At 67.1% G+C, this 13,643-nt stretch carries 14 protein-coding genes; 7 read left to right on the plus strand and 7 right to left on the minus strand.

Translation table 11 applies throughout. The features are described 5' to 3' along the window. Positions 1–5: 5 nt before the first annotated feature. The 3 genes from gspI to gspG are packed head-to-tail and all read right to left on the minus strand — an operon-like array spanning position 6 to position 1,325. On the minus strand, positions 6–386 hold the full coding sequence (gene gspI, locus AC1MLT_RS15020) for a type II secretion system minor pseudopilin GspI (protein ID WP_481032995.1): 381 nt from the start codon (positions 384–386) through the stop codon (positions 6–8). Further along, the gene (locus tag AC1MLT_RS15025; RefSeq protein WP_481032996.1) at positions 383–910 is read right to left on the minus strand and encodes a pilus assembly FimT family protein; all 528 of its coding nucleotides are present in this window, start codon (positions 908–910) and stop codon (positions 383–385) included. Before AC1MLT_RS15025 ends, gspI begins: the two co-directional genes overlap by 4 nt. Next, positions 885–1,325 (minus strand): type II secretion system major pseudopilin GspG, encoded by a 441-nt coding sequence (gene gspG / locus AC1MLT_RS15030; RefSeq protein WP_481032997.1) that lies wholly within the window; start codon positions 1,323–1,325, stop codon positions 885–887. The genes AC1MLT_RS15025 and gspG overlap by 26 nt, the downstream gene beginning before the upstream one ends. Before the next feature lie 85 nt (positions 1,326–1,410). On the opposite strand from gspG, the gene AC1MLT_RS15035 reads away from it, so the two are divergent. After that, positions 1,411–1,893: a type II secretion system protein N gene (locus AC1MLT_RS15035; RefSeq protein WP_481032998.1), complete on the plus strand. Its 483-nt coding sequence runs from the start codon at positions 1,411–1,413 to the stop codon at positions 1,891–1,893. Between the two features lie 79 nt (positions 1,894–1,972). Here the strand turns inward: AC1MLT_RS15035 and ilvA are convergent, their stop codons facing one another. Further along, a complete protein-coding gene (gene ilvA, locus AC1MLT_RS15040; protein ID WP_481032999.1) occupies positions 1,973–3,520 on the minus strand; it encodes a threonine ammonia-lyase, biosynthetic in 1,548 nt (515 codons plus the stop codon). A gap of 229 nt (positions 3,521–3,749) precedes the next feature. Between ilvA and AC1MLT_RS15045 the strand changes: the two genes are divergently transcribed. Beyond that, positions 3,750–4,199: an OsmC family protein gene (locus AC1MLT_RS15045; RefSeq protein WP_481033000.1), complete on the plus strand. Its 450-nt coding sequence runs from the start codon at positions 3,750–3,752 to the stop codon at positions 4,197–4,199. Between the two features lie 18 nt (positions 4,200–4,217). Here AC1MLT_RS15045 and coq7 read toward each other — a convergent pair whose 3' ends face one another. Beyond that, the gene (gene coq7 / locus AC1MLT_RS15050; protein ID WP_481033001.1) at positions 4,218–4,847 is read right to left on the minus strand and encodes a 2-polyprenyl-3-methyl-6-methoxy-1,4-benzoquinone monooxygenase; all 630 of its coding nucleotides are present in this window, start codon (positions 4,845–4,847) and stop codon (positions 4,218–4,220) included. 280 nt (positions 4,848–5,127) lie between these two features. Here coq7 and AC1MLT_RS15055 point away from each other — a divergent pair, with 280 nt between their 5' ends. Then, complete coding sequence (locus AC1MLT_RS15055) at positions 5,128–6,279, plus strand: porin (RefSeq protein ID WP_481033002.1); 1,152 nt, start codon at positions 5,128–5,130, stop codon at positions 6,277–6,279. A 143-nt stretch (positions 6,280–6,422) separates the two neighbouring features. On the opposite strand, the gene zwf is transcribed toward AC1MLT_RS15055, so the two are convergent. Beyond that, positions 6,423–7,889, minus strand: coding sequence for a glucose-6-phosphate dehydrogenase (gene zwf / locus AC1MLT_RS15060; protein ID WP_481033003.1), 1,467 nt, complete (start codon positions 7,887–7,889; stop codon positions 6,423–6,425). A gap of 159 nt (positions 7,890–8,048) precedes the next feature. Between zwf and AC1MLT_RS15065 the strand changes: the two genes are divergently transcribed. Next, positions 8,049–8,699, plus strand: coding sequence for an HAD family hydrolase (locus tag AC1MLT_RS15065; protein WP_481033004.1), 651 nt, complete (start codon positions 8,049–8,051; stop codon positions 8,697–8,699). A 21-nt stretch (positions 8,700–8,720) separates the two neighbouring features. On the opposite strand, the gene AC1MLT_RS15070 is transcribed toward AC1MLT_RS15065, so the two are convergent. Continuing rightward, a complete protein-coding gene (locus AC1MLT_RS15070) occupies positions 8,721–9,410 on the minus strand; it encodes a lipocalin family protein (RefSeq protein WP_481033005.1) in 690 nt (229 codons plus the stop codon). Between the two features lie 112 nt (positions 9,411–9,522). On the opposite strand from AC1MLT_RS15070, the gene tal reads away from it, so the two are divergent. From tal to AC1MLT_RS15085, 3 genes are all read left to right on the plus strand, one after another. Then, positions 9,523–10,473: a transaldolase gene (gene tal, locus AC1MLT_RS15075; protein WP_481033006.1), complete on the plus strand. Its 951-nt coding sequence runs from the start codon at positions 9,523–9,525 to the stop codon at positions 10,471–10,473. After that, positions 10,470–12,056 (plus strand): glucose-6-phosphate isomerase, encoded by a 1,587-nt coding sequence (gene pgi / locus AC1MLT_RS15080; RefSeq protein ID WP_481033007.1) that lies wholly within the window; start codon positions 10,470–10,472, stop codon positions 12,054–12,056. The genes tal and pgi overlap by 4 nt, the downstream gene beginning before the upstream one ends. A 228-nt stretch (positions 12,057–12,284) precedes the next feature. Further along, positions 12,285–13,592, plus strand: coding sequence for an ABC transporter substrate-binding protein (locus AC1MLT_RS15085; RefSeq protein WP_481033008.1), 1,308 nt, complete (start codon positions 12,285–12,287; stop codon positions 13,590–13,592). Positions 13,593–13,643: the final 51 nt, after the last annotated feature.

The raw sequence follows: 13,643 nt of genomic DNA on the forward strand, positions 1-13,643 counted from the left end.
CGTCGTCAGTACCGGGCCACCAGGGTCGAGATCTCCAGGATCGGCGTGTCGGCGGCATCGCGCACCCGGACATCGACGCGGCGGAAATTCGGATTCAGCGTCGCGGAGGTCTGCACGGTGACACCGAAGGCCAGCCCCGCCTGCACGCAGACCTGGGCCGTGCGCCCGATGGCCGGCATCTGGCGCGCCAGCCGCGCCTGCACCAGTTCGTTCTCGGCGCACAGGCCGGCCAGCAGCGTGTCGGACTGGCGTTGCGCGTTGCGCGTGAGTGCCGACGTGGCTTGTGTCCCGGCCGCCAGGGCGATGGCGACGATGGCCAGCGCGACGAGGACCTCGATCAGGGTGAAGCCGCGCGCGCGTCGGACTTGGATGCCAGGGCGCGTCATGGACCGGCCGCGATGGCGAACGGCCGCAGGCCGTCGGTGGCGATGCGCAGGCTGCGCACTGGCGTGCCCTCGCGGGTCAGGACGATCTGCTGGGCGCCGATGATGGGTTCCGGTCCGAGTTGCAGCGCGGGGGTCGGGCGGCCCTGGCCATCGCCCGTGACGGCGGCCAGCCCCTCGGATGAGAGCCATGCCGTGGGCAGCGCGCCGGGTCGCAGGCCGTCGAAGGCGAAATCGCCCGGACCGCGAGGCGTCGGCCGCCAATAGACCGCCGTGCCGCTGGTGCGTGACTGCGCGCGCGCCGATTCCAGCAGGGCCACCAGACGATCCGCCTCGCGCGCGAGTGCCGTGTCCCCGGGATCGCGCATCGCGAAGCCGACTCCGGCCGTCGCCAGCGCCATGATGGCGATCACGACGATCAGCTCCAGCAAGGTGAAGCCGGCCTGCGGCGACGATCGTCCGGGTGGGAGGAGGGCGTCGCGCTCCCTTCCGGGGCGGGCCCTATTGCCAGCTGCCGATGTCGGCATCGTTGCCTTCGCCGCCGGGCTGGCCGTCGGCACCCAGTGACAGCACGTCGATCTCGCCGCGGATGCCCGGATTGAAGTACTGATAGGGGCGGCCCCATGGATCGTTCGGGAGCTTCTCGACGTACGGCTTCCAGTTCGACGGGATCGGCGTGGCGGTCGGACGGTTCACCAGGGCCTGCAGGCCCTGCTCGCCGGTGGGATAGCGCTGGTTGTCGAGCCGATAGAGCTTGAGCGCCTGCATGATGTTGTTGACATCGGTGCGCGCCGCCGTGGCGCGCGCGTCGTCGGCTCGGCCGATCACGTTGGGCACGATCAGGGCGGCGAGGACGCCGATGATGACCAGCACCACCATCAATTCGATCAACGTGAAGCCACGCTGCAGGGCGCGCACCGGGGAACGGAGAGAAGAGGGCATGAGGAGAAGGTGTCGAGGTCGGGAGGGTCTGAGAGGGCGATACGGCGAGCGCGCCGTCGTGGTCGCTGCATGATAATCCGCGCCCATGACGCTCTCCTACCCGACTGCTCGCTGGCCCGCCGCCGTTGCCACCTCCGGCCTCTGGGCCGCCGCCATCGCCGTCGTGGTGTTCTGGGGCCTGCGTCTGGCCGCGCCGCCCGATGCGCCGCCTCCGCCGGTCGTGGCGGCGCCGTCGACCAGCGTCATCGACCCGACCGCCGTCGCCAGGTTGCTCGGCGCCGCGCCGGCTGGCGCGCCAGTGGTGGCCGCCACGCCCGAAGCGGCCAGCCGCTTCGCCCTCATGGGTGTGATCGCCGACTCGCTGCAGCAGGGCATCGCCCTGATCGCCGTCGATGGCCAGCCACCGCGCCCCTTCCGAGTCGGCCGCCAGCTGGCGGAGGGCTATGTCCTGCAGGGCGTCGGCACGCGCTCGGCCCAGGTCGGGTCGGGCATCGGCGCCACGCCGGCCTTCACGCTGCAACTGCCGACCACGCCGATGGCCATCCCGGCCCCGCCATCGCAACGCTGAGGCTTCCGCGCCCGAAATCGCTGGGTGCTTCGGGCCGGAGTCCGCCCGGCCATGCCCGTCCCTGCTGCTTGGCGCAGCCTCATTTCCGCAGGAAGAGCCGATAGGCCGGGTTGGCCGTCTCCTCCACGAACGGGAGGTCGAGCGTGCGGAGGAATTCGTCGAAGGCGCCGTGGTCCTCCGGCGGCACCTGCAGCCCCACCAGGATGCGACCATAGTCGGCGCCCTGGTTGCGATAGTGGAAGAGGCTGATGTTCCAGGTCGGCCGCATCAGGCTCAGGAACTTCAGCAGCGCGCCGGGTCGCTCCGGGAACACGAAGCGCAGCAGCCGTTCGTCCTGTGCCAGATCGCTGCGCCCACCCACCATGTAGCGCACGTGTTCCTTGGCGAGATCGTCGTGGGTGAGGTCGATGGCGGCGAAGCCATGTCCCGTGAACGTGGCGGCGATGGTCGCTGATTCGCCACGCGCCGTCGTGGTGAGGCCGACGAAGACATGCGCTTCGTTCGCATCGCTGATGCGGTAGTTGAATTCGGTCACGCTGCGCGAGGCGCCGGGCAACTGGCCGACCACTTCGCAGAAGCGTCTGAAACTGCCCCTTTCCTCGGGCACCGTGACTGCGAACAGTGCCTCGCGCTCCTCGCCGACCTCGGCGCGCTCGGCGACGAAGCGCAGCCGGTCGAAGTTCATGTTGGCGCCGCACAGGATCGCGGCATAGGTCTCGCCACGCTTGCCGTGGGTCTCGACGTACTGCTTGATCGCAGCCACGGCCAGCGCTCCGGCGGGTTCGACGATGCTGCGGGTGTCGATGAAGACGTCCTTGATGCCGGCGCACACGGCATCCGTGTCGACCGTCATGAATTCGTCCACCAGCTCGCGCGCCAGGCGGAAGGTTTCCTCGCCCACCAGCTTGACGGCGGTGCCATCGGAGAAGAGGCCGACATCCGTCAGCGCGACGCGGGTCTCGGCCTCGACCGAGCGGATCATGGCGTCGGAGTCGTTCATCTGCACGCCGATCACCTTGATCTCGGGACGGACGGCCTTGATGTAGCTGGCCACCCCCGCGACGAGGCCGCCGCCCCCGATGGCCACGAAGACCGCGTCCAGCGGACCCTGATGCTGGCGCAGGATCTCCATCGCGATCGTGCCCTGGCCCGCGATGACATCGGGATCGTCGAACGGATGCACGAAGGTCAGGCCGAGCAGCTTCTGCTGTTCGAGTGCATGGGCATAGGCGTCCGAATAGCTGTCGCCATGCAGATGCACTTCCCCACCGAGCGCGCGCACGGCATCGACCTTGAGTCGCGGCGTGGTCACCGGCATCACGACCACGGCGCGCGTGCCGAGCTTCCGCGCGCCGAGGGCGACACCCTGCGCATGGTTGCCGGCCGAGGCGCAGATGACGCCTCGCGCGAGCTGCTCGGGCGTCAGGTGCACCATCTTGTTGTAGGCGCCGCGCAGCTTGAAGCTGAAGACCGGCTGCTGATCCTCGCGCTTGAGCAGCACGGTGTTGCCCAATCGCGCGCTCAGTCCGTGCGCGGTCTCCAGTGCCGACTCCACCGCCACGTCGTAGACGCGGGCCGTGAGAATTTTCTTCAGGTAGTCGGCGGGAGTGAGAGCGGGAGACGTCATGAGCGGAGGACCCAAGAAAAAAGCCCCGAGTCTTGCGACTCGGGGCTAAATCCACCAATTGAGAGGGTGGAGGAGACAACCGGTGCACAAGGTGCCTGAGGGCATCGATGTGCGATGAAATAAAGTATATCGACTCTTTGTTGCGATGCAACAAGCGGCGATGTAATTCCTTCACAATTTAGCGATCCGTCGGCTTTTGCCGACACCATCAATTCGGAGTTTTCAAGCTATGGAATGCACGGTCAGCTGGACAGGCTCGGCGGGTACGCGATCGGCCATGGGATTCGTTGCCGAGACCGGCAGCGGACATGTCCTGGTCATGGATGGGGCGCCCGATGCGGCCAAGCCCGGCAACGGGGGGCAGAATCTGGCGCCGCGTCCCATGGAGACGGTGCTGGCCGGCACGGGAGGCTGCACGGCCTATGACGTCGTGCTGATCCTCAAGCGCGGTCGTCACCTGGTGACGGGCTGCAGCGTCAAGCTCACCAGCGAGCGCGCCGAGACCGATCCGAAGGTCTTCACGTCCATCCACATGCACTTCACGGTCGTCGGCAAGGGCATTCCGCCAGCTGCCGTCGAGCGCGCCATCGCGCTGAGTCACGACACCTACTGCTCGGCCAGCATCATGCTGGGCAAGACGGCCGTCATCACGACCAGCTTCGACCTCGTGGAAGGCTGAGGCCGGGTCAGCCAGGCATCAGATGCGATGCGCGACCGTGGTCATGACCCGGGCCGCCGCACGCATCAGGACCTTGGCGGGCGCCGGCAGTTCCTGGGCGCCGGCATCGATGGCCTCCGCCGCGTGCCGGGCCTCGTCGGCCTTCATCTGGACGATGACCGCGCGCGATGCCGTGTCGCCATGCGGCAGACGTCCCAGATGGCCATCCAGATGGGCTTCGACCTGACGCTCGGTCTCGGCCACGAAGCCCAGGCTCAGACGGTCGCCCAACCGACCCGCCACGCATCCGAGTCCGAAGGCGCCCGCATACCAGAGAGGATTGAGAAGGGAAGGTCGCGCGCCCAGTTCGTCGAGGCGTTGACGGGTCCAGGCGAGGTGATCGGTCTCCTCGCGCGCCGCCTCCTCGAAATGTGCCCGCAGGGACGGATCGCGTGTCGACGCGGCCTGCGCGACATAGAGGGCCTGGGCGCAGATCTCGCCGACGTGGTTGACGCGCATCATGGCACCCGCCGCTCGGCGGTCGGCCGCGCTCAGTCCGATCGGTGGGCCTACCGGACGGGGCATGGGGCGGCTGCCCTGGGGCTTGGAGAACAGGGTCCGCAGCACGGAGTCGGCGGCGGTCAGGAGCGGGTCCAGTGGATGAGGCATGAGCCCATTCTGGCGCCACGCAAATCACCCACCTCAGACAGCGGGCGTTATGGATGCGCGATGCGGGGAACGGGGTTGGATCGATGTTGCACTGGTGCAACATAACGCGCGCCCTGTTCGACATTTCAAGTGAATTCTTTTGCTCTGCTCGAACGGCTCTGGTGCAATAGACACAACTTCCCAAAAGGAGGTTGGCCCTGGGTCCGGTGGGAGCACAACGTGCCAAGCACGGTGAACCCTCTGCACCGGAGCCCTATGTTTAACCTTGGAGAAACTCGCAATGAAAAAATCCCTCGTCGCCCTGGCCGTCCTGGCTGCCGCCGGCGCCGCATCGGCTCAGTCGTCGGTCACCCTGTTCGGTATCGTTGACGCTTCCGTCGGTCACATCTCCGGCAGCAACGGTGGCGCCAGCCGCACCTACATGGGCAACTCCGGCCTGAACTCCAGCCGCCTCGGTTTCCGTGGCGTTGAAGACCTCGGCGGCGGCCTCGCAGCCAGCTTCTGGCTCGAAGGCGCTCTGGGCAACGACGACGGCACGGCCGGTCAGCTCAGCACCGGCGGTTTCGACTTCCGTCGTCGTTCGACGGTCAGCCTGTCGGGCAACTTCGGTGAAGTCCGTCTCGGTCGCGATCTGACCCCGACGCACCACAACGATGACGTCTTCAGCCCGTTCGGTGCCGTGGGTGTCGGCGCCAACGTCGTGTTCACCGCTCTGAACAGCGCTTCCGGCTTCGCTGCCAACCCGAACCAAGTTCGCGCCAGCAACTCGATCGGCTACTTCCTGCCTTCGAACCTCGGCGGCTTCTACGGTCAGGCCATGTACGCCCTGGCTGAGAACACCACCGGCACGACCACGGCAGCTCAACAGCTGGCTGGCCGTTCGGGTCAGTACGCAGGTGGTCGCGTTGGTTACGCCAATGGCCCGCTGGACGTCGCTCTCGCCTACGGCGAAAGCAAGGGCGCAACGAATGCCGCTTCGCTGGCTTTCACCAACCCCGAAGTCCGCACCCTGAACCTGGGCGCTTCGTATGACTTCGGCATGGTCAAGCTGTTCGGCGAACTGAGCGACGTCCGCTTCGAGCAAGCCTTCACGACGATCGCTTCGCGTGAAGACAAGCAACGCGGCTACCTGCTCGGCGCGCAAGCCCCGATCGGCGCTGGTGTCATCAAGATCGCTTACTCGGCCGTCAAGCGCGACCAAGAAGCCTTCGGCAACGACCCCAAGGCTGCCAAGCTGGCTCTGGGCTATGTCCACAACCTGTCGAAGCGCACCGCCCTGTACACGACCGTTGCTCGTCAAACCAGCAAGAACGGCTACGCTCTCGGCCTGGCCGCTGGCGGTTCGGGTACCGCCATCACCGGTCTGACGACCGGCGGCGATGCCAAGAACAGCGTGACCGGCTACGAGTTCGGCGTTCGTCACGCTTTCTGATCTGACACTGGCGCAAGCCAGTTCGATCTGAAGACCTGAAAAGGCCCCCTGACGTGAGTCAGGGGGCCTTTTCCTCGTGTGCGAGGGCAAACGAACATGCCGTCTTCCAGCAGATGCCTGCCGGAAGACGGCCCTCGATGCTTCTACTGTTCCTCGCTCCAGGCAAAACCATCGCGCGCGATCATGGCGCTCGATGCGCTTGGTCCCCAGGTACCCGCCGCATAGGGACGCGGACCGCCATCGGCATTCCAACTGTCGATCAAAGGCTCCACCCAGCGCCAGGCTTCCTCCTGCTCGTCGCTGCGCACGAACAGATTGAGCCGTCCATCGATGACGTCGAGCAGCAGGCGTTCGTACGCGCCGACGCGCTCGCTGCCGAAACGCTTGTCGAAATCCAGGTCGAGCTGCACCGGCGCCAGGGGCGGAGCGGCGTCGCCGTTGGAGCGCTTGCGGTTGTTCTGGGCCTGGGCGAGCAGGTGGAGTTCGAGGCCGTCCTTGGGCTGCAGGTTGATGACCAGCTTGTTCACGGCGCCGGCCGGCGCGCGGAAGATCGCGTGTGGCGTCGGCCTGAAATTGATCTCGATCCGTGCATCGCGCGATGCCAGGCGCTTGCCGGTGCGGATGTAGAACGGCACACCGGCCCAGCGCCAATTGGCGATCTCGGCCCGCAGCGCGACGAAGGTCTCGGTGCGGCTCTGTGGATCGATGCCGGGCTCGTCGAGGTAACCCTTGACGCGCTCGCCATAGGCCGTGCCGGCCGTGTACTGGCCGCGGATCGCATGCAGGCCGAGTGTCTCGGACGTCCAGGGCTTGAGCGAGCGCAGGACCTTGAGCTTCTCGTCGCGCAGCGCATCGGCATGCGCGTTGATCGGCGGTTCCATGGCGATGGCGCAGACCAGTTGCAACGCATGGTTCTGCACCATGTCGCGCAGGGCGCCGGTCTGGTCGTAGAAGGCGCCGCGCTTTTCCACGCCCAGGTCTTCGGCGATCGTGATCTGGATGTTGGCGATGTGCTCGCGGCGCCAGATCGGCTCGAACAGCGCATTGCCGAAGCGCATCGCGAACAGGTTCTGGACCGATGGCTTGCCCAGATAGTGATCGATCCGGAAGACCTGGCGCTCGTTGAGCACCTTGCCCACGGCGTCGTTGATGGCCCGGTTGGATGCCAGGTCGTGACCCAGCGGCTTCTCGAGCACCACGCGTGTCCTGGGGGTGTTGAGGTTGGCGGCGGCGATCTGCTCGACCACCTGCGTGAACAGTGCCGGCGCGGTGGCGACGTACATCACGACCGTGTCGGCGTTGCGGGCCTCCAGCAGGGCCGAGAGGCGGGCGTAGTCGTCCGGCTTCGAGAGGTCCATGCGCAGGAAATGCAGCATCGCCGCGAATTTCTTGAACTCTTCCGCGTTCGGACGCTTGGCGCCCTCGACGGCATCGAAGCGGGACTGGATGAGCTCGCGATAGGCATCGTCCGAGAGGTCGTCGCGCGCCACGCCGATGATGCGTCCGCCTTCGGGCAGGCTGCCGTGCCGGAAGGCCTGGAACAGCGCGGGCATCAGTTTGCGCCAGGCGAGATCGCCGGTGCCGCCGAAGAGAACGAGATCGAAGCTCATGAATGCAAGTCCGTAGGTGGAGGAGTGAATACTGACGAGGCCTGACTTTAAAGGGTGCCGCGACCCCGGCCGATATCGCCATGCGTGATGGAAATCCTCTCTCGATACAGTCGCCCACGCGGCTGTCGGGAGGGCGGCACGTGAAACAATCGACCCGACATGAACATCGTTTTCGACTTGGGCGCCGTCGTCATCGGATGGGAGCCCGCCCTATTGCTGCAGACCCATTTTCCGGAGCGTGCGCCAGACATGGATGCCGCGCGCGTGCTTGCCCGGGCCTTCTTCCATCACCAGGACTGGCAGAACTTCGACTGCGGCATCTGCGGCATCGACGATGTCGTCGCCCGCACGGCCGAGCGCCTGTCGTTGCCGCCCGATCGACTGCACGACTTCGTCGCGCTGTTGGGCGAGCATCTGATGCCGATCGACACCAGCGTGGAGTTGCTCTCGACCCTGCGCGACCGTCGCTCGGCGGGCGAGCGGATCCGGCTCTATTACCTGTCGAACATGCCCGTTCCATATGCGCGAGCGCTGGAGCGACGCTTCTCGTTCTTCCAGTGGTTCGACGGCGGCATCTTCTCGGGCGACGTGAAGCTCATCAAGCCGGATGGCGACGTCTATCAGATGCTGGCCTGGCAGTACGACCTGGAGCCATCGCGCACGCTCTTCATCGACGACATGCCGGCCAATGTCGAAGCCGCGCGCGCGCAGGGCTGGCAGGCCATCCACTGCACCTCTCCCGCCACGCTGTCGACGCACGTGCTGCGCCATCTCGAGCTCTCCCGCATTCCCCACCGAAGCACGATGTGAGCCCGGAGCGCCCCACCGGCGCTAGCGGTGCCGGATCACCCGGTCGACATCGAAGCCCAGTGTGCGGGCATAGTCCAGCTGGGCTTCCAGCGTGGCCTCGTCGAGCCGTGGCGCACGCGAGAGCACCCACAGGAAATCGCGGTCGGGTGTCCCGACCAGCGCCACCTCGTAGTCGCGGTCGAGCTTGAGGATCCAGTAGTCGCCCCAGACCATCGGCAGCCAGGACAGCCATTCGGGAGCGAAACGGACCTCCAGGCGTCCGGCGCCCGGCTGGCCCGCCACCGGCACGACGCGGGCGACACCGACCGATTCGTCGACGCCACCGGCCACCTCGCAGACATTGCGCACTTCCACCGTTCCGTCGGCCAGCGGCGTGTATTGCGCCGTGACCGCACCCGTGCATTTCTTCTGGAACCGATTGGGCAGGCGGGCCTGTTCGTGCCAGACGCCGGCATAGCGCTTCAGGTCGACCGGTGCCACGGCCTGCAGCGGCGCGCGCATCAGCGGCGCGCCATCGGCCGGGCCGGCGGGCGTCTGGACCTGGGCGCGCGCCACCCGCGCCGTGCCCAGCACCGCCAGGGCCAGCACGCTGCCGACGCAGAAGGCCGTCGCGAGCGTTCCGATGGAAGCGCTGAAGCGACGATCGTCGAAGCCGCCGGCGGACGGGGCTGCGGTGCGGGGGGAGAGCGTGGGACGCTGGCGCGATGTCATTGGAATTCCTCCGGGAACTTGGCTGGACTGCGACTGTAGAGGACCTCTGCGACGCTCTATCGTCAGCCACAAACCCTACGAGCCGTAGTTCCCCGACGAGATAATGGTTCCCATGAATCAACTCGATGCCCTCCGTCAATGGACCACCGTGGTCGCCGACACCGGTGACTTTCGCCAACTCGCCCAGTTCAAGCCCCAGGACGCCACGACCAATCCGTCGCTGATCCTGAAGGCCGTGCAGAAGTCCGATTACCGACCCCTGCTCGACGAGGCGGTCGGGCTGCACAAGGGCAAGTCGATCGACGAGGTCGTCGACCGGCTGCTGGTGCGCTTCGGCACCGAGATCCTGTCGCTGGTCCCGGGCCGTGTCTCCACCGAGATCGATGCGCGCCTGAGCTTCGACACCGCCGCCACCGTGGCGCGCGCCGACCGCATCGTCGCGCTCTATCGCGCCGAAGGCATCGACACCGAGAAGCGCCTGCTCATCAAGATCGCCGCGACCTGGGAAGGCATCGAGGCGGCACGCATCCTGGAGGCCCGTGGCATCCACACCAACCTCACGCTGCTGTTCTCCTTCGCCCAGGCGGTGGCCTGCGGTGCCGCTGGCGTGAAGCTGATCTCGCCCTTCGTCGGGCGCATCTACGACTGGTACAAGAAGTCCGCCGGCGCGAACTGGGACGAGGCGGCGAACGCCGGCGACAACGACCCGGGCGTGAAGTCGGTGCGGCAGATCTTCGACTACTACAAGCGCCACGGCATCGCCACCGAGGTGATGGGCGCGAGCTTCCGCAACGTCGGCCAGATCGCCGCGCTCGCGGGCTGCGACCTGCTCACCATCAGTCCCGACCTGCTGGCCGTGCTCGCCGCCAGCGACGCGCCGCTCGCGCACGCGCTCGATGCCGAGGCGGCGCGTGGCCGCGACATCGCGCCCGTCACGCTCGACGAGCCGGCATTCCGCTTCGCCCTCAACGAGGACGCGATGGCGACGGAGAAGCTGGCCGAAGGCATCCGCGCCTTCGCGGTCGATGCCATCAAGCTCGAACAACTCATGGAGACCGTGTGATCGACCCCGCCGCCCCGCATCCACCCTCGGCCGTCGCGTCCCGCGTGCGCTGCGACCGCACCGCCGCCTGGAGCCGGCTGCAGGCCCGCTTCGCGACCACCGGGCGCGACTTCGACGTGCGCGAGGCGCTGGCCGCCGATCCGGCACGCTTCGGGCGCTTCAGCCAGACGGCGCCGCACGTCTTCGCCGACCTGTCGAAGAACCTGATCGACGCGCCGACCGAGGACCTGCTGCTCGAGCTCGCGCGCGAGGCCGGCCTCGAGGCGCACCGCGACGCCATGTTCGCCGGCGAGCGCATCAACGCGACCGAGGACCGGGCCGTGATGCACTTCCTGCTGCGCGCGCCAGCCGATGCGCCGGTGGCCCGGGGCATCCGCGGCGAACTCGCCGAGGTGCACGCGACGCTCGAGGCCATGCTCGCCTATGTCGAGCAGGTGCGCGCCGACGCCACCATCACCGACGTGGTGAACATCGGCATCGGCGGCTCCGACCTGGGGCCGCAGATGGTGGTGCGCGCGCTCGACGCCCTGGTGGCGCCGGGCAGGCGCTTCCACTTCGTCTCCAACGTCGATGGCCACGAACTCGCCGGTGTGCTGAAGGACCTGGCACCCGAACACACCCTGTTCCTGATCGCCTCCAAGACCTTCACCACCGCCGAGACGATGGCCAACGCCCGCTCGGCCAGGGACTGGTTCCAGCGCTCGGGCGGGCTCGACGTGGCGCGGCACTTCGCCGCGCTCACCACCAACGTCGAGGCCGCGCGCGAGTTCGGCATCGAGCGCACCTTCGGCTTCTGGGACTGGGTCGGTGGCCGCTATTCGCTGTGGTCGTCGATCGGACTGCCCATCGCATTGGCCATCGGCGGCGACAACTTCCGGGCCCTGCTGGCCGGCGCGCATGCCATGGACGAGCACTTCCGCACCGCGCCGCTGGAACGCAACCTGCCCGTCCGGCTCGGCCTGCTCGACATCTGGTATCGCAACTTCCATGGCTTCACCAGCCGCGGCATCGCGCCGTACCACAGCGCGCTGGGCCGCCTGCCGGCCTACCTGCAGCAGCTGGAGATGGAGAGCAATGGCAAGCGGGTCGACGCCAGCGGCGCGGCGCTGCCCTTCGGGACGTCGCCGGTGCTGTGGGGCGAACCCGGCACCAATGGCCAGCATGCGTATTTCCAGATGCTGCACCAGGGCACGGATGTGATCCCGCTGGAATTCATCGCCGTGCGCGATGCGGCCCACGACCTGGAAGGCCATCACGTCAAGCTGTTGGCCAACGCGCTGGCGCAGGCACAGGCGCTCATGACCGGCAAGGCCGACGCCGGTGGCCACCGCGACTTCCCGGGCAACCGGCCCAGCACCTTCTTCGTCTTCGAGCAGCTCACGCCCGAGGCGCTGGGCGCCTTCCTCGCCCTGTACGAGCACCGCGTGTTCACCAGCGGCGCGCTGTGGGGCATCAACAGCTTCGACCAATGGGGCGTGGAACTGGGCAAGGTGCTCGCGCGCGACATCGAGGGACGGCTCGTCTCGGGCAAGGCCGGGGGGCTCGATCCCTCGACCGCCGGATTGCTCGCGCGTCTGCGCTGAGATCGGGAAAGCCGCGACAGCGGCTTTTTTTTCGTCCCGACGGGTGGGGGGAGGACCGATACACATCCGGCCCATCAGCATCCTGTGTTGCCGGATCTAGGGAATTCACCCCCCATTCGATGCAAGAAAGTATCGAAGCGATTGCTTGGCGTACCAAGGGCGCGGGAGGGGATCGACAGAATTCGCTTCGACGGCCGGCCGCGGTCGTGTGAACTCAGGAGACACATCATGAAGCGTTTTCTCAAGACGGGCCTGGCGCTCGCATTCGCCGGCATGGGCTTCGCCCACGCCGCCACCGAGCTGGTCATCGCCACCGTCAACAACGGCCACATGATCGAGATGCAGAAGCTCACGCCCTTCTTCGAGAAGGCCAATCCCGACATCAAGCTCAAGTGGGTGACGCTGGAGGAGGGCACGCTGCGCCAGCGCGTGACGACCGACATCGCCACCAAGGGTGGCCAGTTCGACGTCATGACGATCGGCCTGTACGAGGCGCCGATCTGGTCCAAGAAGGGCTGGCTCACGCCCATCACCACCGACGCCGCCTATGACGTCGACGACCTGCTGCCGGCCATCCGCAACGGCCTGTCGTACGAGGGCAAGCTCTACGCCGCGCCGTTCTATGGCGAGAGCTCCATGCTCATGTACCGCAAGGACCTGGCCGACAAGGCCGGCTTCAAGATGCCCGAGCGCCCGACCTGGACCCAGGTGAAGGACCTCGCGGCCAAGATCCACGATCCCAAGGCCGGCGTCTATGGCATCTGCCTGCGCGGCAAGCCGGGCTGGGGCGACAACATGGCCTTCCTGACCACGCTGGTCAACACCTACGGCGGCCAGTGGTTCGACATGGCCTGGAAGCCGCAGATCGACACCCAGCCCTGGAAGGAGGCCATCACCTTCTACGTCGATCTGATGAAGAGCTATGGCCCGCCCGGCGTGTCGGCCAACAGCTTCAACGAGACGCTGGCGCTGTTCAACGAAGGCAAGTGCGGCATGTGGGTGGACGCGACGATCGCGGCTTCCTTCATCGCCGATCCCAAGCAGTCGAAGGTGGCCGACAAGGTGGCCTTCGCCCAGGCTCCCACCGCCGTGACGCCCAAGGGCGCGAACTGGCTGTGGTCGTGGAACCTGGCGATCCCGGCGAGCTCGACCAAGGCCGCCGCAGCGCAGACCTTCGTCCGCTGGGCGACCTCCAAGGACTATGTCCAGCTGGTCGCCAAGGAGCAGGGCTGGGCGCAGGTGCCCACCGGCACGCGCAAGTCGACCTACGCGAACCCCGAGTTCCAGAAGGTCGCCAGGTTCGCCGTCGAGGAGAAGAAGGCCATCGACACCGCCAACCTGACCGACAGCACATTGCCCAAGTCTCCCTACGTCGGCGTGCAGTACGCGGCGATTCCGGAGTTCCAGGCCATCGGCGTGGCGGTGGGCCAGCAGATGAGCGCGGCCCTCTCGGGCAAGGTCACGGTCGAGCAGGCGCTCAAGACCTCGCAGACGACGGCCGAGCGCGAGATGAAAAAGGGCGGGTACTACAAATAACCCCCCAGGCTGCGCGCACTGCGTGTCGCTTCGCCCACCCCCCCCGCCGGG

The sequence above is a fragment of the Variovorax sp. PEI5 genome (genome assembly GCF_056679935.1).

Excerpts from the sequence above, each read along its gene's own strand:
- gspI (WP_481032995.1), bottom strand. The coding sequence starts at position 386 with ATGACGCGCCCTGGCATCCAAGTCCGACGCGCGCGCGGCTTCACCCTG.
- AC1MLT_RS15025 (WP_481032996.1), bottom strand. The coding sequence starts at position 910 with ATGCCGACATCGGCAGCTGGCAATAGGGCCCGCCCCGGAAGGGAGCGC.
- gspG (WP_481032997.1), bottom strand. The coding sequence starts at position 1,325 with ATGCCCTCTTCTCTCCGTTCCCCGGTGCGCGCCCTGCAGCGTGGCTTC.
- AC1MLT_RS15035 (WP_481032998.1), top strand. The coding sequence starts at position 1,411 with ATGACGCTCTCCTACCCGACTGCTCGCTGGCCCGCCGCCGTTGCCACC.
- ilvA (WP_481032999.1), bottom strand. The coding sequence starts at position 3,520 with ATGACGTCTCCCGCTCTCACTCCCGCCGACTACCTGAAGAAAATTCTC.
- AC1MLT_RS15045 (WP_481033000.1), top strand. The coding sequence starts at position 3,750 with ATGGAATGCACGGTCAGCTGGACAGGCTCGGCGGGTACGCGATCGGCC.
- coq7 (WP_481033001.1), bottom strand. The coding sequence starts at position 4,847 with ATGCCTCATCCACTGGACCCGCTCCTGACCGCCGCCGACTCCGTGCTG.
- AC1MLT_RS15055 (WP_481033002.1), top strand. The coding sequence starts at position 5,128 with ATGAAAAAATCCCTCGTCGCCCTGGCCGTCCTGGCTGCCGCCGGCGCC.
- zwf (WP_481033003.1), bottom strand. The coding sequence starts at position 7,889 with ATGAGCTTCGATCTCGTTCTCTTCGGCGGCACCGGCGATCTCGCCTGG.
- AC1MLT_RS15065 (WP_481033004.1), top strand. The coding sequence starts at position 8,049 with ATGAACATCGTTTTCGACTTGGGCGCCGTCGTCATCGGATGGGAGCCC.
- AC1MLT_RS15070 (WP_481033005.1), bottom strand. The coding sequence starts at position 9,410 with ATGACATCGCGCCAGCGTCCCACGCTCTCCCCCCGCACCGCAGCCCCG.
- tal (WP_481033006.1), top strand. The coding sequence starts at position 9,523 with ATGAATCAACTCGATGCCCTCCGTCAATGGACCACCGTGGTCGCCGAC.
- AC1MLT_RS15085 (WP_481033008.1), top strand. The coding sequence starts at position 12,285 with ATGAAGCGTTTTCTCAAGACGGGCCTGGCGCTCGCATTCGCCGGCATG.